The sequence below is a fragment of the Plantibacter sp. MPB07 genome (assembly GCF_046619465.1).
Lineage (GTDB): Bacteria > Actinomycetota > Actinomycetes > Actinomycetales > Microbacteriaceae > Plantibacter > Plantibacter auratus.
Genome location: NZ_CP177043.1, coordinates 3,773,158 through 3,790,567 on the forward strand (window position 1 = coordinate 3,773,158; position 17,410 = coordinate 3,790,567).

Consider the following 17,410-nt stretch of genomic DNA (forward strand, 5'->3'; position numbering starts at 1 on the left):
CCGATCCCTTCCCACGCGCCCGGCGGACGTCGGACGCATCCCATCACGACAGAAAGCAGCACCACATGAAGCTCCAGGTAGCCATGGACGTCCTCACCACCGAGGCAGCCCTCGAACTCGCCGGGAAGGTCGCGCCCTACGTCGACATTCTCGAGCTCGGCACGCCCCTCATCAAGAGCGAGGGCCTGCGTGCCGTCACCGCGGTCAAGGACGCCCACCCCGACAAGATCGTGTTCGCCGACCTCAAGACCATGGACGCCGGTGAGCTCGAAGCCGACATCGCCTTCTCCGCCGGTGCGGACATCGTCACCGTCCTCGGGACGGCCGGTGACAGCACGATCGTCGGCGCTGTGAAGGCCGCGAAGGCGCACGGCAAGTCCGTCGTCGTCGACCTCATCGGGGTCGCCGACAAGGTGCAGCGCGCGAAGGAGGTCACCGCTCTCGGTGCCGCGTTCGTCGAGATGCACGCCGGTCTCGACGAGCAGGCGGAGGAGGGCTTCACCTTCCAGACGCTCCTGTCCGACGGTGAAGCGGCCGCCGTGCCGTTCTCGGTCGCCGGTGGCGTGAACGTGTCGACGATCGCGTCGGTGCAGCAGGCGGGCGCGCAGGTCGCCGTCGCCGGTGGTGCGATCTACTCGGCCGACGACCCGGCGGCCTCCGCAGCAGCCCTTCGCGCGGCAATCGTCGCCTAACCCCCTCCGCCAACCCCGCACCTGTCGGGTTGGCCAGCGCGGTGCGCTGACGTGAGCGCGGTGCATCGGACGTGAGCGCGGGTCTCCAGAGACCCGCGCTCACGGCTCCGGGGCGCGCTCGGGTCAGCGCACCGCGCTGGCGCATCGGGTGGGTCGGCTGGGTGAAGTCCGAACATCGGACGGGATTCGCGCGTGACGCGGCATACTGGGCGGATCACCACGCGACGCTCGTCGGATGAGCGCGCGGCCGAGTACCCGGAGGATCCGCCGATGACGACCGATTCCAGTCCAGAGCAGCCCATCGCACAGACGACCTCGGGAGCGGTCCGCGGGACGCACCGCGCCGACGGATCGGTCGCCTTCCTCGGAATCCCGTTCGCAGAGCCGCCGACCGGAGCGAGACGGTTCCAGGCCCCCGAGCCCAAAGCGCCCTGGGACGGCGTCCTCGACGCGACCGCCTACGGCGCGACACCGCAGCGGAAGGCCCTGGCCGAGATCACGACCATCCCGGAACCGTCGATCCCCGGCGACTCGACGCTCAACGTCAACGTCTTCACGCCCGACCCGACACCCGCCGCAGACCGTGCCGGTCTACCCGTCCTCGTGTGGATCCACGGCGGCGGCTTCATCGCCGGGTCGCCCGCGAGCCCCTGGTACGACGGTCGGGCCTTCAACCGCGACGGCGTCGTCACGGTCTCGGTGTCCTACCGCCTCGGCTTCGACGGCTTCGGCTGGCTGCCCGACGCCCCGGCCAACCGCGGGGTCCTCGACTGGATCCTCGCGCTCGAGTGGGTGCGTGACAACATCGCGGCGTTCGGCGGCGACCCGCGGTGGGTCACGATCGCGGGCCAGTCCGCCGGCGGCGGGTCCGTCATGACCCTGCTCACGGTGCCGTCCGCGCAACCGCTGTTCCAGCGGGCGATCTCCGTGTCCGGAGTCCCCGGCGACGTCCCGCTCCACGAGGCGCAGGCCCTGACCGGGCGACTCGCCGAGCACCTCGGCGTGCCCGCGACCCTGGCCGGCTTCGCAAGCGTCCCGGAGGACACGCTGATCGAGGCCCAAGGCTTCGAGGTCGTCTCCGGCGGTGCGACCGACCCGGAGTCCGTACTCCGCGGGATGACGACGATGAACGGCCGCCTCGGTCTCGGCCCGGTCGTCGACGGCGAGCTGGTCGTCGACACCGTCGAAGCCGGCATGATCGCGGGACGAGGCGCGGACAAGCCGTTGCTCGTCAGCGCGACCCGAGAGGAGTTCGCCGGGTTCTTCACCGGTCGGCTCGACCAGTTCGACGCCGTGGCGCCGACGCGTGCCCTGGAACTCATGGGCGTGCCGGAACCGCTCGCCGAGGCGTACGTCGCGACCCAGCCCGGCGAACGCACGGGACTCGTCGCGGGGCGCTTCGTGAGCGACGTCATGTTCCGTGAGCGCGTCATCCGCTGGCTGGCGCTGCGGGACGACGCCGAGACGTGGGTCTCCGACTTCGTGTGGCGCTCGGCGGTGAGCGGGATCGCGGAGCACTGCCTCGACGTCCCGTTCATCTTCGACGTGCTCGACGACCCGGACGTCACCCGGGTGGCGGGCCCGCACGCGCCGCAGGAGCTCGCTGACCGGATCCACGGCGCGGTCGTGGCGTTCGTCCGAGACGGGTCGCCGGGCTGGTCGCGGTCCGACCGCGATGCCTCCGGGATCGAGGTGTTCGACGCGGCCGGGGCGCCGACGGTCGAGCCGTTCGCGAGTGCGCGCGTGCTCGCAGCGGCGAAGCGACTCGCGGAAGCGGCGTCGACGACGGCATCGACACCGGTCTGACGGGCCCGGGCACTCGGCTCCTAGGATGAACCGGGCCGTTCTGCCAGGGGGTGTGGCTGTGAGGCGTCCCGCGTTACCGTCGGGACACGAGGAAAGGAATCAGCATGAGCGACCCACGAGACGAGATGGACGACCCGATCGGCGACGCACAGGAGGTGATCTCCCGAGCGCTGCCCGACAACGCTCCCGAGAGCGATGATCCGATGGCGGCGCCGACGGTGGACGACCCGGGCTCCGAGCCCGGCGACGGCGACCCCGCCGACCAGCCGGGGCTCCTCTAGCGGAGCTCGCCGGGGCGACCCGCAGCTCGGGAATCCCTGGTCAGCGCGGTGCTGCCGACCGAGGTGTGCTGAACCGGCGCCAGCGCGGTGCGCTGGTCCGAACCCCCGGGATCAGGCTTCAGCGCGGCCCGTGCGCGTGGGCGCGACCCTCCAGAGACCCGCGCTCACGCGTGCGGCCCGCGCTCGCGTCAGCGCACCGCGCTGGCGCAAACCGGAACGCAGGAGGGTGGAGGTGTGCAACGCAGGGGCGCTCCGCGCGCGTAGCGGAACGACTTCGGACGATGTCAACCCCCGGGACGGAATGGTCAGGCCCCCATACGGTGGACGGAGTTCTGCGAAAGGAGCTTCATCATGAACATCCTGCTCATCATCGTCATCGTCGTTGCCATCGTTCTCGCCATCACCGGTGGGTTCGTCCAGTCCCTCAACTTCCTGCTGTGGGTCGGCCTCGTGCTGCTCGCGATCGCGATCATCGCGTTCCTGATCAGGACGATCACGGGTCGGAAGGCCCTCTGACTCGAATCCGAGTTCACGAAGCGGTCGGTCCTTCCGGGGGCCGGCCGCTTCGCTGTGTCCGGGGTGCTGTGTCCGGGCGCTGTCCGAGTCCTACCGCAGTGACGGGTCCACGCTCGTCCGACGGAGCACCGCGTCGGCGAAGGCCCCGAACAACCGCTCGCCGGCCTCCCGCATCGGACCCGCCACCGCAGCGACCTCGGACCGCAGGCGGTCGGCCGCCTCCTCCGCGGTCCCGGCGATGAACGGCAGGTCGCGGAGCATGAGCGGTTCCGCGAGCCACCGGTCGAGCATCGGCGGGTCGACCTCGAGGTGGAACTGCGTCGCGAAGACCCGGTCCTCGATCCGGAACGCCTGGTTCGGCGTCGACGGCGACGACGCGAGGACCGTCGCTCCATACGGAGCCTCGACGACATCGCCATGCCAGTGCAGCACCGGCAGCCGCTCGCCCCGCATGCCGAGTTCGCTCTCGGCCAGGAGCTCGACGTCGCCGACACCCACCTCATGCGCGGCCGCCGAGTGGAGGGTGGCTCCGAGGGCCGTCGCGATGAGCTGATGCCCGAGACAGACCCCGAACACCGGGATGCCGAGCACGGCCGCATCGCGCACAAGCTGTGCTTCGAGCCCGAGACCCGGGTGCTCCTCCACGTCGAGCGCGCCCATCGGGCCGCCGAGGAGGACGAGCCCGTCGAACCCGGTGATCTCGCGCGCCGGCGGCAGCTCACGACGCTCGACGATCGTGTCGAGCGTCCAGTCGATCCCCGAGGCCGTCAGCACCTCGCCGAGCACCGCCGGTCGTTCCCAGGGGACGTGCTGCAGGACGAGGACGTGCGGTCTGGTCATCGGAGGCCTCCAGGTCGCTGGGGCGGCACGACCGGTCTCCGCCGGGTCGCGGAGGTCGTCGCCGTGCGAGCATCGTAGCGAATCCGGGCGTCGTCACCGGCCCGAGGCATCGGGCTCCCGGCCGATACACTGTCACCGTGCTGCTCTCGGACCGTGACATCAAAGCCGAACTCGACGCCTCCCGCATCGCGCTCGACCCCTACTCGCCGGAGATGATCCAGCCGTCGTCCATCGACGTCCGCCTCGATCGTTTCTTCCGCCTCTTCGACAACCACAAGTACCCCTTCATCGATCCCGCGGAGGATCAGCCGGAGCTGACGCGCCTCATCGAGACGCTGCCGAACGAGCCGTTCATCCTGCACCCCGGCGAGTTCGTCCTCGGGTCCACGTACGAGCGGGTCTCCCTCCCGGACGACGTCGCCGCACGCCTCGAGGGCAAGAGCTCGCTCGGTCGTCTCGGGCTCCTCACGCACTCCACCGCCGGCTTCATCGACCCCGGCTTCACGGGCCACGTCACCCTCGAGCTCAGCAACGTCGCCACGCTGCCGATCAAGCTCTGGCCGGGGATGAAGATCGGTCAGATGTGCTTCTTCCGGCTCACGTCACCGGCCGAGCGCCCGTACGGTTCGAGCGAGTACAGTTCCAGGTATCAGGGACAGCGTGGACCCACCGCCTCCCGTTCCTTCCAGAACTTCCACCGGACCGACGTCGGCGAGACGCAGCGCTGACGCAGGACTGAGGCGGGCGTCCCGACGACGGGCGGGCAGGTGGACCAGCAGAAAGGCCCCGCCATGAGCACGTCAGAGCGACCCGACTTCGCCCGCGCGATCACCGCCGACGGGCCGACGCCGCTCTACCCGCGTCGCATGGTCCGGTTCGGGCAGTTCGTCGGATCATGGGATGTCCACTCGAAGCGCCTCGACGACGAGAGTGGCGAGTGGGTCGAGTCCGACTTCCGTTGGATCGTGTCGTACATCCTCGAGGGGCGGGCCGTGCAGGACGTCCAGCTCGTTGCGAACGACGCGGAACCGTCGGGCTGGGAGACGGTCAGTACGGCTCTCCGCGTCTACGACCGGTTGATGGGCGCCTGGCGGGTGAACTACGTCGAACCACGGCGCGGCGAGTTCTGCCAGCTCGTCGCGACGCCGCACCGCTCCGACGGCATCCGTCAGGACGGCACACGGAACGACGACAAGCTCATCCGGTGGAACTTCAGCGGCATCACCGAGGACTCGTACACCTGGGAGAGCTGGGTGTCCGACGACGAGGGCGTGACCTGGTGGCTGCAGGAGCACAACGAGGGTCGCCGCATCACCTGAGCGGATCCGTCTCCACCCTCCACCGCGAGACTCAGGGGTCGGTGCGCGCCAGGCGCTCCAGGAACGACGCCAGCTGCTCGCGCTCGGCCGTGGAGAAGCCGTCGAGGACACGCTGCTCGGCGGCGAGGTGATCGGGCAGGGCCGCTTCGACGAGGCGCTTGCCGGCAGGGGTGAGGGCGACGACCGTGCCGCGCCCGTCCTGCTCGCTCGGACGGCGCGTCACGAGACCGCGCTCGACGAGCTTGTTCACGCGCTGGGCGATCGCGCTCGACGTCACCATCGACCAGTGGGCGAGGTCCTTCGGGGCGAGCTCGTGGGGTGAGCCGGCGCGGAGCAGGGTGGCGAGCACATCGAATGAGGCGCTGTCGAGGCCGTGCTCGGCAAAGGTCGTGGAGAGGCGTGCGTCGACCGCCGTCGCCGCTCGCGACAGTCGTCCGATGACGGCCATGGGCGAGACGTCGAGGTCGGGTCGCTCGGTCCGCCACTGGCTCAGGATGTCGTCGACGCGCGTGCTCATGCAGCCAGCGTAGCAATTCGCTTAGCACTGAGCTATTCTTGCTCAGTGCTTAGCAATCAATTCCGCATCGCCGCCCTCACCGCCATCGCCCCGATCAGCTGGGGGACCACCTACCTCGTCACGAGCGAACTGCTCCCGCCGGGACGACCGCTGCTGGCAGCCGTGCTCCGGGCGCTGCCCGCGGGCCTCCTGCTCCTCGCGATCACGCGAACCCTGCCGGTCGGTGGCTGGTGGTGGCGGTCGCTCGTGCTCGGCACGCTCAACATCGGCGCCTTCTTCGCGTTCCTCTTCCTCGCCGCCTACCGACTGCCCGGCGGGGTCGCCGCGACCACGGGGGCGATCGGGCCCGTGCTCGTCGCCGTGCTCGCGAGCCTGCTGGTGGGGGAGGCGTTGACCGTGCGTCGCGTCGTCGCCGGGTTCGCCGGAGTGGCTGGCGTCGCCCTCATCGTGCTGCAGGCCGACGCGCGTCTCGATGTGATCGGCATCGTCGCCGCACTCGCCGGTGCGGTCTCGATGTCGCTCGGATCGGTGCTGAGCAAGCGGTGGGGGAGGCCGGAGGTCGGCCGCCGGATCGGCGCGCGCCGGCGCGCGAGCTCGGACCCGGGCCCGACCGCGGCCAGCGGCGCACCGGTCTCCGGCCTCGCGCTGACCGCCTGGCAGCTCGTCGCCGGCGGTCTCGTTCTCGTGCCGGTGCTGCTCCTCGTCGAGGGCCTTCCGTCGGCCGCCCCGGACGCAGCGGCGATCGGTGGGTACGCCTACCTCTCCCTCGTCGGCACGGCCCTCGCGTACGCCCTATGGTTCCGTGGCATCGCCGCGCTGCCCGTCGGGTCAGTGTCCTTCCTCGGCCTGCTCAGTCCCGTCGTCGCCGTACTGGCAGGCCTCGTGGTCCTCGGCGAAGCGCTGAGCCTCGGACAAGTGCTCGGGATCGCGGTCGTCGCCGGCTCCCTCGTCCTGGTCTTCACCGCGAGGCGGCCCCGGGCCATACTGAGCGCATGAGATTCCGCACCGTCATCGAACTCCAGGGCAACAACACCGGCATCCTCATCCCCGACGCCGTCGTCGAGGGCCTGGATCGTGGCAAGCGCGTGCCCGTCGTCGTCACCGTCGGTGCGACCACCTACCGCAGCACCATCACGCCGATGGGCGGCCGGTACCTGATCGCATTGAGCGCCGCCAACCGCGCCGCCGCCGGGGTCGCAGGAGGCGACGAGGTCGACGTGGACCTCGAGGTCGACGACGCACCGCGCGTGTTCCCGTTACCGCCCGAGCTCGAGACGGCGCTCACGGGAGACGAGCAGGCGCTCGCCGCCTACGGAGCCCTGTCGTTCAGCCGACAGCGAGCGCTGGCCGAGCCGGTCGCACTGGCGAAGACGGACGCGACGCGCGACAAGCGGATCGCCGCGGCCGTCGAAGCGCTCCGCGGCGCCTGACCTCGCTCAGTCGCCTGAATCTGTTCGGAAACCGGCTCGATCCGTGCAGATCCGGGCGCCTCAGCGGGCCGCGGACTCCGCGAGCAGCGGCACGACGAGCGGCAGCTGGAGCGTCAGCCAGGGGCTGAACGCGAAGGGCGCCTGCTCGACGGACGCCAGGAGCGATTCGGGCTCGGCCCAGGCCCACTCCATGACCTCGTCGGGGTTCGGCTCGGGCGTCGCGTCCGTGTAGGCGACGTAGACCGGGCAGATCTCGTACTCGACCACGCCCGAGGCGTCGACGGCGCGATACCGGAAGTCGGGCAGTACCAGTTCCGGCGCGGAGATCGGCAGGCCCAGCTCGGCACTCGCCCGACGCAGCACGGCGTCCACGCTGTCCTCGTCCGGGCCGGGGTGTCCGCAGAACGAGTTCGTCCAGACGCCCGGCCACGTGAGCTTCGAGAGCGCACGCCGGGTCACGAGGATGCGTCCGTCGGGCCCGATGACGTGGCAGGAGAACGCGAGGTGGAGTGGCGTCTCCAGCGTGTGGACGGTCGCCTTCGGCGTGGTGCCGATGCGGGTGCCGTCCTCGGCGAGCAGGACGACGAGTTCTTCGGGTACCGACATACGTCCATTCTCCCCGACGATCGGGGCGAACGCGAATGGACAGCTAGCGTACTAATCTCACCGCTCCGTGAAGTAGCCTCGTGATATGGAGACCCACCACGTCGTCGACGTGCCCTATCGACAACAGCATCAGGTCGAGGATGCCCTCGAGCGGTTCCTCGAACTGGCGAAGACGCAGGCGGTGTCGTTCGGCGGCGCCGGCTACCTGCGGCTCTGGGAGACCATCGAGCGCAGCATGGCCGGCGGCAAGCGGTTCCGTCCCCGGATGGTCATGACGGCGTACGAGGCGCTGGGTGGCGAGGACATCGTCGCGGCCGCCCACGTCGCCGCCGCCTATGAACTCCTGCACACCGCGTTGATCGTCCACGACGACGTGATCGACCGCGACTTCGTCCGGCGCGGCAGCCCCAACGTCTCCGGCAGCTACCGCGACATCGCGCAGACCGCGGGTATCCCGCTGCCGCTCGCCGAGCACCGCGGCATGTCCGTCGCCGTCATCGCGGGCGACCTCGCCCTGTCCGCGTCCTACCGTCTGATCGACCGCGCCGGGAGCGCCGACTCGGTCCGCACCCGCCTGCGCGAGATCCTCGACGACGCCATCTCCGCTTCGGCAGCCGGTGAGCTCGCCGACGTCGACTTCACGGTCGGCGGCGTCGTCCCGACGGTCGACGACATCATCCGCATGGAGCGCCTGAAGACCGCCTACTACTCGTTCGAGGCGCCACTGCAGTCGGGCGGCGTCCTGGCCGGTGCTCCGGAGGCGACGATCGACGCGCTCGGGGCCTTTGGACAGCAGATCGGCATCGCCTACCAGATCATCGACGACGTCCTCGGCGTCTTCGGCGATTCGAAGACGACCGGCAAGACGACGATCGGCGACCTCCGCGAGGGCAAGCTGACGGTCATGGTGGCGTTCGCGGCGGAGCAGCCCGAGTGGCACGCCGTCGAGCACCTCTTCGGCGACCCGGACCTCGACGAGGAGGGTGCCGCCGTCCTGCGCGACGTCCTCACGACGACGGGCGCCCGCCAGCACGCGACCCTGCTCGCCGGTGACTACGCCAACCGCGCCTGGGAGCAGCTGGCTTCGCCGAGCATCCCGGCGCAGCTCCGCGACGAGCTCCGCCCCATCGTCGCCACCGTGCTCGAGCGGTCGCGATGACCGCAGCAGGGGACGGGACCGGGCGACTGGCCGACGACGCCTCGGCGGTCGGCGACGCACGACAGCTGTACGACCGGGTCGCGCAGGAGACCGCCAGCATCGTCATCCGTCGGTACTCCACGTCCTTCGGACTGGCGGCCAGACTGCTGGGTGGCGACATCCGCCAGGACGTCGAGAACGTGTATGCGCTTGTCCGCATCGCCGACGAGATCGTCGACGGCGTGGCCGCGGCGGCCGGGCTCGACCCCGAGCGGGTCCTCCGCATGCTCGACGCGCTTGAACAGGACACCGAGGACGCGATGGAGACGGGGTACAGCAGCAACCTCGTCGTCCACGCCTTCGCCATCTCGGCGCGGTCGGCGGGGATCGAGGCCGACCTCACCCGTCCGTTCTTCGCGTCCATGCGCGCGGACCTCTCGCGCACCGTCCACACGCCGGAGACGTTCCGCGATTACGTGTACGGCTCCGCCGAGGTCGTCGGGCTCATGTGCCTGCGGATCTTCCTGCGCGGCCACGACGTCGACGACGCCCAGCGCGCCGCGTTCGTCGTCGGCGCCAGGAGTCTCGGTGCCGCCTTCCAGAAGGTGAACTTCCTCCGCGACCTCTCGGCCGACCACGACGAGCTCGGCCGCAGCTACTTCCCGGGTGTCGCCGTCGACGAGCTCACCGAGGCGCAGAAGCACAGCCTGCTCGACGACATCGAAGCCGATCTCGACCGCTCGGCAGCGGTCCTCGGGCGGCTGCCGAAGTCGAGCCGTCGCGCGGTCGCCCTCGCCCAGGAGCTCTTCTCGGAACTCGCCCGACGCATCCGGACGACGCCGGCCTCGGCGCTCGTCCGCACGCGTGTCCGGGTGCCCGACCCGGTCAAGCTCCGCATCGCCGCCGGCGCGCTCGCCGGTCGCACACCGGCCACGACCGGCACCACCGCCTCCATCCCGACGATCGACGAGAGTTCGCAGTCATGACCACCTCCCACAACCGGACCGTCGTCATCGGCGGCGGCATCAGCGGTCTCGCCACCGCAGCCCTCCTCGCCCGCGACGGCCAGCGGGTCACGCTGCTCGAACGACGCGAGGTGCTCGGCGGCCGCGCCGGCACCTGGGAGCAGGACGGCTTCACCTTCGACACCGGCCCGAGCTGGTACCTCATGCCGGAGGTCTTCGACCACTTCTACCGCCTCCTCGGCACCTCTGCCGCCGAGCAGCTCGACCTCGGGCGACTCGACCCGGCGTACCGCGTCTACTCGGAGGGCCGCGACGGGCACCTCGACCTCGCCGCCGACCGGGCCGGCAACCTCGCCCTGTTCGAGTCGGTGGAGCCCGGTGCCGGCGCGAAGATGGACGAGTACCTCCGCAGCGCGAAGGAGACGTACGAGATCGCCATCCGCAGCTTCCTGTACACGACGTTCGAGTCGTACCGGACGCTCGCGAGCCGTGAGGTGCTCGCCCGGATGCCGAAGCTCGCGAAGCTCCTCACGGAGGACCTCGACACCCTGGCCGCGCGCACCGTTTCCGACGTCCGGTTGCAGCAGATCCTCGGCTACCCGGCCGTGTTCCTCGGCTCCTCGCCCTTCGAAGCGCCGAGCATGTACCACCTCATGAGCTACCTCGACCTCGAGGACGGCGTGCTCTACCCGCAGGGCGGCTTCTCGCGGATCATCGAGACGATCGCCGAGCTGGCCCGCGCCGAGGGTGTGGAGATCATCACGGGCGCCGAGGTCACCGGCATCACCACGATGCCCGCCGGCCGCCGCGCCAGGGTCGACGGCGTCAACTACCTCGACGCCGACGGTCGTCGGCAGCTGCTCCGCGCCGACCGCGTCGTGTCAGCCGCCGACCTGCACCACACCGAGACGACGCTGCTTCCCCGCGAACTCCAGACCTACCCGGCCGAGTACTGGGAGAAGCGCACCGCCGGCCCCGGAGCCGTGCTCGTCATGCTCGGCGTCCGCGGTGAGCTGCCGGAACTGCTGCACCACAGCCTGTTCTTCACGGCCGACTGGCGCGACAACTTCGGCCGCATCTTCGGCGAGGAGACGAGCGTGCCCGACCCCGCGTCGCTGTACGTCTGCCGCCCGAGCGCGACCGATGCGGGCGTCGCACCCGACGGCCACGAGAACCTGTTCATCCTGGTCCCGGTCCCGGCCGATCCGTCCATCGGTGGCGGTGGAGACGCCCGGGTCGCGGAGATCGGCGACGCCGCCATCGCGCAGATCGCCGAGTGGGCCGGCGTCCCCGACCTCGCCGAGCGTATCGTGGTGCGTCGCGACGTCGGCCCGGCCGACTTCGCGACCGACCTCAACGTCTGGAAGGGCACCGCCCTCGGGCCGGCGCACATCCTCTCGCAGAGCGCGATGTTCCGGAGCGGCAACGTCAGCAAGAAGGTCGACGGCCTGTTCTACACCGGTGGCTCCACCATCCCGGGCATCGGTCTGCCGATGTGCCTCATCAGCGCGGAGCTCGTCGTGAAGCGCATGCGCGGCGACATCACCACCGGCCCGATGGCGGAGCCGTTGCGCGCGCGCGCCGAGGCGACCGGCTGATGGGTCTGCTGTACCTGCTGGCGCTGCTCGTCTCGATCACCGGGATGGTCATGCTCGACCGGCGGTTCCGGCTGTTCTTCTGGGCCGACCGACGGCGGGCCGCGATCATCCTGCCGATCGGCGTCGTGTTCTTCCTCGTGTGGGACCTGCTCGGTATCGGCACCGGCATCTTCTTCCGCGGTGAGACCTCGTTCATGACCGGGCTGCAGGTCGCGCCCGAGCTGCCGATCGAGGAGGTCTTCTTCCTGACGCTGCTCTGCTACCTCACGATGAACCTGTTCGGTGCGGCGCGACACACGCTCGGCCGGGTGTCCCGCCGGGCGACCGGTACCGCCGAGGTGAGCGGACGATGACCTACTGGGCCCTCAACACATGGTTCCTCGCCGTCGTGGCGGTCGCCGCCCTGCTCGCGGTCGTGCGGCTCGATCGCCGTCGTGCAAGCGGACCGCGATCCACCGGTCTGACGGCGGGCACCTGGCTGCTCGCGGTGGGCGGTGGGCTCGTCGTCCTCCTGCTCATGACCGCGCTGTTCGACAACATCATGATCGGCATCGGGCTCGTCGGCTACGACCCGGCACTCATCTCCGGTGCCTTCATCGGCATCGCGCCGCTCGAGGACTTCGCCTACGCCATCGCCGCGGCCGTCCTGCTCCCGTCGCTCTGGGTGCTCCTCGAGCGCCGAACCCCTGCTCCCGTCTCCCCATCCCCGTCCCAGGAGGACCCGGCATGAACCGACTCGGCCAGCTCGTGCTGTCCTCCCGACCGCTGTCGTGGATCAACACCGCGTACCCGTTCGCAGCGGCGTACCTGCTGACCACGCGTGAACTCGACCTCACGTTCTGGCTCGGGACGCTGTACTTCCTCATCCCGTACAACCTCGCGATGTACGGCATCAACGACGTCTTCGATTACGAGTCCGACCTGCGGAACCCGCGCAAGGGCGGCGTCGAGGGCGCGGTCCTGGACCGCCGGATGCACCGGTTGACGATCTTCGCGGCGATCGTGACGAACGTCCCGTTCCTCGTCTACCTCGTCGTCATCGGGTCGCCGCTGTCGTGGCTCGTCCTCGCGATCAGCGTGTTCGCGCTCATCGCGTACAGCGCACCCGGCCTGCGGTTCAAGGAGCGGCCGTTCATCGACTCGCTCACCTCGAGCACGCACTTCGTGAGCCCGGCGGTCTACGGCCTCGTCCTCGCCGGTGCGGTCTTCACGCCCGCGCTCTGGGCGCTGCTCGTCGGCTACTTCCTCTGGGGGATCGCCAGCCACGCCTTCGGTGCGGTGCAGGACATCATCGCCGACCGGGAGGGCGGGATCGGCTCGATCGCGACGGTGATCGGTGCGGCGGCGACCGTCCGGTTCGCCTTCGTCGCCTACCTGGCCGGTGGAGCGCTCATGCTCGTGACCCCGTGGCCCATCCCGCTGGCCGGCCTGCTCGCGCTGCCCTACGCCGCGAGTGTGCTGCCGTTCTGGAACCTCCGCGAGGAGGACGCCGAGCGGGCCAACGCGGGGTGGAAGCGGTTCCTCCGCCTCAACTTCCTGACGGGCTTCCTCATCACGATGCTCATCATCTGGTACTGGTTCCTGACGTCCTGACGTCCTGACGTCCTGACGTCCTGACCGGAACCCGTGACCCTGTCTCAGGAGTCCCCGGGCGCGCCGCCGAGGTCACTTGGCGCCACGCCCGGATCCTCCTGAGAACGGGTCGTCAGTCGAGGCTCAGAGCTCGAAGGAGAAGCCGAGGTCCTCGGGGTACTCGCCGAGCTCGGTGAGGCCGGTCGCCGCACGCTGGAGGGCGGCGAGGGTCAGGCCGAGCGTGCCGGGGCCGAAGCTGACGCGTGAGACGCCGAGTTCAGCGAGGCGCTTGAGGGGGACCGCGCCGGGGTAGCCGATGACGGAGATGCGTCCGTGCACCTGCTCGATCGCCTTGGCGACGAGCTCCTCCGTGCCGAGTCCGAGGAAGAAGACGACGTCCGCACCGGCCTCGAGGTAGGCGTTGGCGCGGGCGACGGCCTCGTCCCACGCCTCGGGGTCGCCGGCGAGCGTGTCGACCCGGGCGTTGATGACGAGCGGGATGCCCGCGTCCTCGGCTCCGGCGCGAGCGGCGGCGACGCGGGCCGCGGCCTCCTCGATCGGGAACTGCGGGGCCTTCGCGGCACCGACGGAGTCCTCGAGGTTGATGCCGACGGCACCCGACTCGACGACGAGGCGGCGGACGTTCTCGCGAACGCCGGCGGCGTCGGACGCATACCCCTTCTCGAAATCGATCGTCACCGGCAGGTCGACGGCGCCCACGATGATCTTCGCGGCGGCGATCGCCTCGTCGACGTCGAGGCCACCGCCGTCTTCGAGCCCGCGGACGTTCGACACCGAGTGGCTCGCCGAGGCGAGGGCGACGACGCCGGGGGCCTCGGAGACGACCTTCGCGGTGATGGCGTCCCAAACGTTGGTGACGATGAGCGGGGAACCCGGCTCGTGGAGGGAGTTGAGGAGGACGGCTTTGGCATGCTGATCGGTCATCTCCGCAGTCTGCCAGCGGACGTCGGCCGCCCAGCCGACAAGCGTCGAGAATTCAGGGAACGTTCGGGTTGGCTGCGGTTCCCGGCTCGTCGGGGCCGCTCCCGTGACGCAAGACGAGGGCGCTCCGCGCGCCATCCCACGCCGCCGGTGGACCGGGCGGGCAGGATGCCGTGCGTATCATTGGTGGCCGAAGGAAGGCGTTCCCATGACGAAACCGCCGACGGTCTACGACGTCGCGCACCACGCCGGCGTCTCCATCGCGACGGTCTCGCGGGTGCTCAGTCGCCCCGACGACGTGAAACCGGCCACGCGAGACCGCGTGCTCGCCTCGGTCGGTGAACTCGGGTACGTCCCGAGTGGGGCCGCACGAGGACTCGCCGCGCGCCGCACCGGCGTCATCGGTCTGTTCTTCCAGGGACTCGACGCGATGGACGACCTCGGGGACATCGCCCTCGAGGGTGACGAGGCGGCGGCCGGGGGAGCGCGCATCGTCCGCGACATCCCGGAGCGGACCGATACGCGGACGCTCAACCTCTACTTCGACGAGGTGCTGCGCGGCTGCGAGCTGGAGTCCTGGCGGAGCGGGTTCGCGCTGCTCGTCGGCGTCGGACGCGGATCCACGGCGACGCAGACCGTGCGCGACATGGCGGGTCGGGTGGACGGCCTCATGGTGCTGGCCGGGAGCGCGAGCGAGGAGGAGCTCGCGCGCTTGTCGCGGCACGTCCCGATCGTCGTGATGGCGGGGCCCCGGCGCGGCGACGACCTCGATCACGTCTCGGTGAGCAACGCCGAGGGGATGCGCACGCTCACGGCGCACCTCATCGACGACCTCGGTGCCCGAGAGCTCGAGTACGTGGCGGGAAGCCTCGGCTCGCCCGATGACGCGGAGCGCTGGAGCGGGTTCCGCGCGGCTCTCGCCGACCGGTCGCTCGACGCCCCGGAGGAGCCGACCCTCCGCGGCGACTTCACTCGCGAGGGCGGGCGGCGGGTCGGTCGGGAGCTGTTCCGACGCGACGGGCTGCCGCGGGCCGTCGTGTGCGCCAACGACCAGATGGCGCTCGGCGTGATCGACGCCGCCAGGATCGCGGGGGTCGCGGTCCCGGACGAGCTCATCGTCACCGGATTCGACGGCATCGACGCCGGCCGCCTGTCCGCTCCCCGGCTCACGACGGTCCGGCAGCCGATGGAGACGCTCGGCCGGGTCTCCGTGCAGGCACTCGCCCGTCGCCTCGCCGAGCCGAAGCTGCCCGCGATGTCCGTCCGACTCCCCGTCGAGGTCGTCCTCCGCGAGAGCTCCGAGTCGATCACGTCCTGATCATCGCCTCCCCTCGCGTTCACCATTCAGGAAGCCCGCGGCGTGCCGCGACGCGTCCGTCCGCCGCGAGGCCGCCGCGCCGAGGCTCTCCTGAATTGCGAACAGGATCGGATGTCCGACACGGGTTGCGCCGGACAATGTATGCGCTTACACTCAACCGGTACAGACTTCAGCAAGGACGGTGGCGATGACGCACACGACGCACGAGCGGACCAAGGTCCGCAGGCGCAGACGACTCGGAGCAGCGGCGATGATCGCCGCGGCGGCCTTGCTCGTCTCCGGCTGCAGCATCCAGATCAAGAGCGAGCCGGATCCCTCGATCCCCGCCGACACGATGCTGCTGGCCTCCGACAAGGGCACCCCGATGCTCGAGCGGAACTTCAACCCCTACCTCGTGAACAAGCGCTCGGCCTCGAGCTACATCTACGAGCCGCTCGTGATCATCAACGTGCTCGACGGCAAGGAGACGCCGTGGCTCGCCGAGAAGGTCGACCTCCCGGACGCCCGCACGATCGACTACACGATCCGCGACGGCGCCACTTGGTCCGACGGCGAGGCCTTCACCCCTGAGGACGTGAAGTTCACCTTCGACCTCATCAAGCAGTACCCGACGCTCGACCAGAAGGGCGCCTGGCAGCACATCGACACGATCGAGGTGAAGGGCCAGCACGTCATCATGCACCTGCTCGACGACGACGCCCCCGCGGCCGACATCGTCTCGCAGACGCTCATCGTCCCGGAGCACATCTGGAAGGACGTCAAGAGCCCCGACACCTGGCGGAACCCGAACCCGGTCGGCACCGGCCCGTACGTTCTCGGTAACTACACCTCGCAGCAGTACACGATGGACAAAAACGAGACGTACTGGCAGGCCGACAAGATCGAGGTCAACCACCTCGTGATCCCCGCGGCCACCGGCGAACTCGACATCGTGACCAAGGGCTTCGACTGGGCGTACTCGTTCCTGTCGAACGTCGAAGGCACCTGGGGTGCGGCCAACGACCACAACAAGTTCTGGTTCCCGCCGGGAGGCGTGATCGGGCTCGTGCCCAACATGGACGTCGCCCCGTTCGACAACGTCGACGTCCGCCGCGGCATCGCCCTGGCGCTCGACCGCGACAAGATCGCCGACGCTGCGACCGAGGGCTACCTCGGTGCCGCCGGCCAGTCGAGCCTCATGCTCCCCAACCAGGAGGACGAGCTCGACCCGAGCCTGCCGAACCAAGGCATGATCACGCAGGACACCGCCGGCGCCCTCGAGGCCTTCGCGGCCGCCGGGTACACCCAGCAGGGCGGCAAGCTCGTCGATGCGTCGGGCAAGCAGTTCAGCTTCTCGATCACGACCGCCAACGGCTACGCGGACTGGCTCCGCGCGGTCCAGGAGGTCCGCAAGGAGCTCGGCGCCCTCGGCATCGACGTGCAGATCAAGCAGCCGCAGCCGCCGGGATACCAGCAGGCCATCCAGAGCGGTGCCTTCGAGGTCGCCATGGGTGGCATGGGCAACGGCATCATGTTCCAGGGCTTCAACAACAGCTTCAACAGCGAGTTCGCGAAGCCGATCGGCGAGACGACGTCCAGCAACTTCGGTCGCTACCGCAACCCGCAGATGGACCAGCTGCTCGCGCAGTACAAGGAGACGACCGACGAGGCCACTCGCCTGGGGCTGAGCCACCAGATGCAGCAGATCGTCTACAGCGACTTCCCGGTCATCGGGATGTACTACGGCGGACTCTGGGGCCTCTACAACGACAAGAAGTTCACCGGCTGGCCCGATGCGGACAACCCGTACGCGCCGCTGCAGACCTACGACCAGACCCCGCTCCTCGTGTTCACGCACCTCAAGCTCCGGAAGGACGGTGAGTGACCGTGT

General features: G+C 69.9%; 20 protein-coding genes. 16 read left to right on the forward strand and 4 right to left on the reverse strand.

Going from position 1 to position 17,410, the window contains the following annotated elements; genetic code table 11:
- Window positions 1-65 precede the first annotated feature (65 nt).
- The 4 genes from hxlA to ACLIME_RS17675 all read left to right on the forward strand — a co-directional run bounded on the left by hxlA (window position 66) and on the right by ACLIME_RS17675 (window position 3,295).
- A complete protein-coding gene (hxlA, locus tag ACLIME_RS17660; RefSeq protein ID WP_064297125.1) occupies window positions 66-692 on the forward strand; it encodes a 3-hexulose-6-phosphate synthase in 627 nt (208 codons plus the stop codon).
- A gap of 270 nt (window positions 693-962) precedes the next feature.
- Window positions 963-2,498 (forward strand): carboxylesterase/lipase family protein, encoded by a 1,536-nt coding sequence (locus ACLIME_RS17665; protein WP_411557772.1) that lies wholly within the window; start codon window positions 963-965, stop codon window positions 2,496-2,498.
- Window positions 2,499-2,602: 104 nt separating this feature from the next.
- A complete protein-coding gene (locus ACLIME_RS17670; RefSeq protein ID WP_159877459.1) occupies window positions 2,603-2,779 on the forward strand; it encodes a hypothetical protein in 177 nt (58 codons plus the stop codon).
- 351 nt (window positions 2,780-3,130) lie between these two features.
- Window positions 3,131-3,295, forward strand: coding sequence for a hypothetical protein (locus ACLIME_RS17675; protein WP_162852292.1), 165 nt, complete (start codon window positions 3,131-3,133; stop codon window positions 3,293-3,295).
- Between the two features lie 90 nt (window positions 3,296-3,385).
- Here the strand turns inward: ACLIME_RS17675 and ACLIME_RS17680 are convergent, their stop codons facing one another.
- On the reverse strand, window positions 3,386-4,135 hold the full coding sequence (locus tag ACLIME_RS17680; RefSeq protein WP_411557773.1) for a type 1 glutamine amidotransferase: 750 nt from the start codon (window positions 4,133-4,135) through the stop codon (window positions 3,386-3,388).
- Window positions 4,136-4,272: 137 nt separating this feature from the next.
- On the opposite strand from ACLIME_RS17680, the gene dcd reads away from it, so the two are divergent.
- Window positions 4,273-4,863 carry a dCTP deaminase gene (gene dcd / locus ACLIME_RS17685; protein WP_056009122.1) on the forward strand — a complete coding sequence of 197 codons (591 nt, stop codon included), beginning with the start codon at window positions 4,273-4,275 and terminating at the stop codon, window positions 4,861-4,863.
- 63 nt (window positions 4,864-4,926) lie between these two features.
- Entirely contained in the window at window positions 4,927-5,454 is a 528-nt protein-coding gene (locus ACLIME_RS17690) for a hypothetical protein (RefSeq protein ID WP_274499290.1), read from the forward strand.
- Between the two features lie 31 nt (window positions 5,455-5,485).
- On the opposite strand, the gene ACLIME_RS17695 is transcribed toward ACLIME_RS17690, so the two are convergent.
- Window positions 5,486-5,971 carry a MarR family winged helix-turn-helix transcriptional regulator gene (locus tag ACLIME_RS17695; RefSeq protein ID WP_411557774.1) on the reverse strand — a complete coding sequence of 162 codons (486 nt, stop codon included), beginning with the start codon at window positions 5,969-5,971 and terminating at the stop codon, window positions 5,486-5,488.
- Window positions 5,972-6,016: 45 nt separating this feature from the next.
- On the opposite strand from ACLIME_RS17695, the gene ACLIME_RS17700 reads away from it, so the two are divergent.
- Both ACLIME_RS17700 and ACLIME_RS17705 read left to right on the forward strand, forming a co-directional pair.
- On the forward strand, window positions 6,017-6,967 hold the full coding sequence (locus ACLIME_RS17700) for an EamA family transporter (protein WP_411557775.1): 951 nt from the start codon (window positions 6,017-6,019) through the stop codon (window positions 6,965-6,967).
- Window positions 6,964-7,401, forward strand: coding sequence for a DUF1905 domain-containing protein (locus ACLIME_RS17705; RefSeq protein ID WP_411557776.1), 438 nt, complete (start codon window positions 6,964-6,966; stop codon window positions 7,399-7,401). Before ACLIME_RS17700 ends, ACLIME_RS17705 begins: the two co-directional genes overlap by 4 nt.
- Window positions 7,402-7,461: 60 nt before the next feature.
- Here the strand turns inward: ACLIME_RS17705 and idi are convergent, their stop codons facing one another.
- Window positions 7,462-8,007: an isopentenyl-diphosphate Delta-isomerase gene (idi, locus tag ACLIME_RS17710; protein ID WP_079704925.1), complete on the reverse strand. Its 546-nt coding sequence runs from the start codon at window positions 8,005-8,007 to the stop codon at window positions 7,462-7,464.
- 85 nt (window positions 8,008-8,092) lie between these two features.
- Here idi and ACLIME_RS17715 point away from each other — a divergent pair, with 85 nt between their 5' ends.
- The 6 genes from ACLIME_RS17715 to ACLIME_RS17740 are packed head-to-tail and all read left to right on the forward strand — an operon-like array spanning window position 8,093 to window position 13,301.
- Window positions 8,093-9,166: a polyprenyl synthetase family protein gene (locus ACLIME_RS17715; RefSeq protein WP_079001229.1), complete on the forward strand. Its 1,074-nt coding sequence runs from the start codon at window positions 8,093-8,095 to the stop codon at window positions 9,164-9,166.
- On the forward strand, window positions 9,163-10,131 hold the full coding sequence (locus tag ACLIME_RS17720; protein ID WP_411557777.1) for a phytoene/squalene synthase family protein: 969 nt from the start codon (window positions 9,163-9,165) through the stop codon (window positions 10,129-10,131). The genes ACLIME_RS17715 and ACLIME_RS17720 overlap by 4 nt, the downstream gene beginning before the upstream one ends.
- Window positions 10,128-11,708, forward strand: a complete 1,581-nt coding sequence (crtI, locus tag ACLIME_RS17725) for a phytoene desaturase family protein (RefSeq protein ID WP_124768558.1) — start codon at window positions 10,128-10,130, stop codon at window positions 11,706-11,708. Before ACLIME_RS17720 ends, crtI begins: the two co-directional genes overlap by 4 nt.
- Window positions 11,708-12,061 carry a lycopene cyclase domain-containing protein gene (locus ACLIME_RS17730; protein ID WP_079704929.1) on the forward strand — a complete coding sequence of 118 codons (354 nt, stop codon included), beginning with the start codon at window positions 11,708-11,710 and terminating at the stop codon, window positions 12,059-12,061. The genes crtI and ACLIME_RS17730 overlap by 1 nt, the downstream gene beginning before the upstream one ends.
- Entirely contained in the window at window positions 12,058-12,438 is a 381-nt protein-coding gene (locus ACLIME_RS17735; protein ID WP_411557778.1) for a lycopene cyclase, read from the forward strand. Before ACLIME_RS17730 ends, ACLIME_RS17735 begins: the two co-directional genes overlap by 4 nt.
- The gene (locus ACLIME_RS17740) at window positions 12,435-13,301 is read left to right on the forward strand and encodes a prenyltransferase (RefSeq protein WP_064297137.1); all 867 of its coding nucleotides are present in this window, start codon (window positions 12,435-12,437) and stop codon (window positions 13,299-13,301) included. Before ACLIME_RS17735 ends, ACLIME_RS17740 begins: the two co-directional genes overlap by 4 nt.
- A gap of 123 nt (window positions 13,302-13,424) precedes the next feature.
- Here ACLIME_RS17740 and ACLIME_RS17745 read toward each other — a convergent pair whose 3' ends face one another.
- Window positions 13,425-14,225 carry an isocitrate lyase/phosphoenolpyruvate mutase family protein gene (locus ACLIME_RS17745; protein WP_411557779.1) on the reverse strand — a complete coding sequence of 267 codons (801 nt, stop codon included), beginning with the start codon at window positions 14,223-14,225 and terminating at the stop codon, window positions 13,425-13,427.
- A 205-nt stretch (window positions 14,226-14,430) separates the two neighbouring features.
- Between ACLIME_RS17745 and ACLIME_RS17750 the strand changes: the two genes are divergently transcribed.
- On the forward strand, window positions 14,431-15,540 hold the full coding sequence (locus ACLIME_RS17750; protein WP_137242419.1) for a LacI family DNA-binding transcriptional regulator: 1,110 nt from the start codon (window positions 14,431-14,433) through the stop codon (window positions 15,538-15,540).
- A 187-nt stretch (window positions 15,541-15,727) separates the two neighbouring features.
- The gene (locus ACLIME_RS17755) at window positions 15,728-17,404 is read left to right on the forward strand and encodes an ABC transporter substrate-binding protein (protein WP_411557780.1); all 1,677 of its coding nucleotides are present in this window, start codon (window positions 15,728-15,730) and stop codon (window positions 17,402-17,404) included.
- Window positions 17,405-17,410 lie beyond the last annotated feature (6 nt).

What these genes read in the sequence shown, in the direction of transcription:
- crtI (WP_124768558.1), top strand. Translation starts at nt 10,128, where the DNA reads ATGACCACCTCCCACAACCGGACCGTCGTCATCGGCGGCGGCATCAGC.
- ACLIME_RS17750 (WP_137242419.1), top strand. Translation starts at nt 14,431, where the DNA reads ATGACGAAACCGCCGACGGTCTACGACGTCGCGCACCACGCCGGCGTC.
- ACLIME_RS17705 (WP_411557776.1), top strand. Translation starts at nt 6,964, where the DNA reads ATGAGATTCCGCACCGTCATCGAACTCCAGGGCAACAACACCGGCATC.
- ACLIME_RS17740 (WP_064297137.1), top strand. Translation starts at nt 12,435, where the DNA reads ATGAACCGACTCGGCCAGCTCGTGCTGTCCTCCCGACCGCTGTCGTGG.
- ACLIME_RS17720 (WP_411557777.1), top strand. Translation starts at nt 9,163, where the DNA reads ATGACCGCAGCAGGGGACGGGACCGGGCGACTGGCCGACGACGCCTCG.
- ACLIME_RS17730 (WP_079704929.1), top strand. Translation starts at nt 11,708, where the DNA reads ATGGGTCTGCTGTACCTGCTGGCGCTGCTCGTCTCGATCACCGGGATG.
- ACLIME_RS17665 (WP_411557772.1), top strand. Translation starts at nt 963, where the DNA reads ATGACGACCGATTCCAGTCCAGAGCAGCCCATCGCACAGACGACCTCG.
- idi (WP_079704925.1), bottom strand. Translation starts at nt 8,007, where the DNA reads ATGTCGGTACCCGAAGAACTCGTCGTCCTGCTCGCCGAGGACGGCACC.
- ACLIME_RS17670 (WP_159877459.1), top strand. Translation starts at nt 2,603, where the DNA reads ATGAGCGACCCACGAGACGAGATGGACGACCCGATCGGCGACGCACAG.
- ACLIME_RS17695 (WP_411557774.1), bottom strand. Translation starts at nt 5,971, where the DNA reads ATGAGCACGCGCGTCGACGACATCCTGAGCCAGTGGCGGACCGAGCGA.
- ACLIME_RS17680 (WP_411557773.1), bottom strand. Translation starts at nt 4,135, where the DNA reads ATGACCAGACCGCACGTCCTCGTCCTGCAGCACGTCCCCTGGGAACGA.
- ACLIME_RS17755 (WP_411557780.1), top strand. Translation starts at nt 15,728, where the DNA reads ATGACGCACACGACGCACGAGCGGACCAAGGTCCGCAGGCGCAGACGA.
- ACLIME_RS17690 (WP_274499290.1), top strand. Translation starts at nt 4,927, where the DNA reads ATGAGCACGTCAGAGCGACCCGACTTCGCCCGCGCGATCACCGCCGAC.
- ACLIME_RS17735 (WP_411557778.1), top strand. Translation starts at nt 12,058, where the DNA reads ATGACCTACTGGGCCCTCAACACATGGTTCCTCGCCGTCGTGGCGGTC.
- ACLIME_RS17675 (WP_162852292.1), top strand. Translation starts at nt 3,131, where the DNA reads ATGAACATCCTGCTCATCATCGTCATCGTCGTTGCCATCGTTCTCGCC.
- ACLIME_RS17745 (WP_411557779.1), bottom strand. Translation starts at nt 14,225, where the DNA reads ATGACCGATCAGCATGCCAAAGCCGTCCTCCTCAACTCCCTCCACGAG.
- ACLIME_RS17715 (WP_079001229.1), top strand. Translation starts at nt 8,093, where the DNA reads ATGGAGACCCACCACGTCGTCGACGTGCCCTATCGACAACAGCATCAG.
- hxlA (WP_064297125.1), top strand. Translation starts at nt 66, where the DNA reads ATGAAGCTCCAGGTAGCCATGGACGTCCTCACCACCGAGGCAGCCCTC.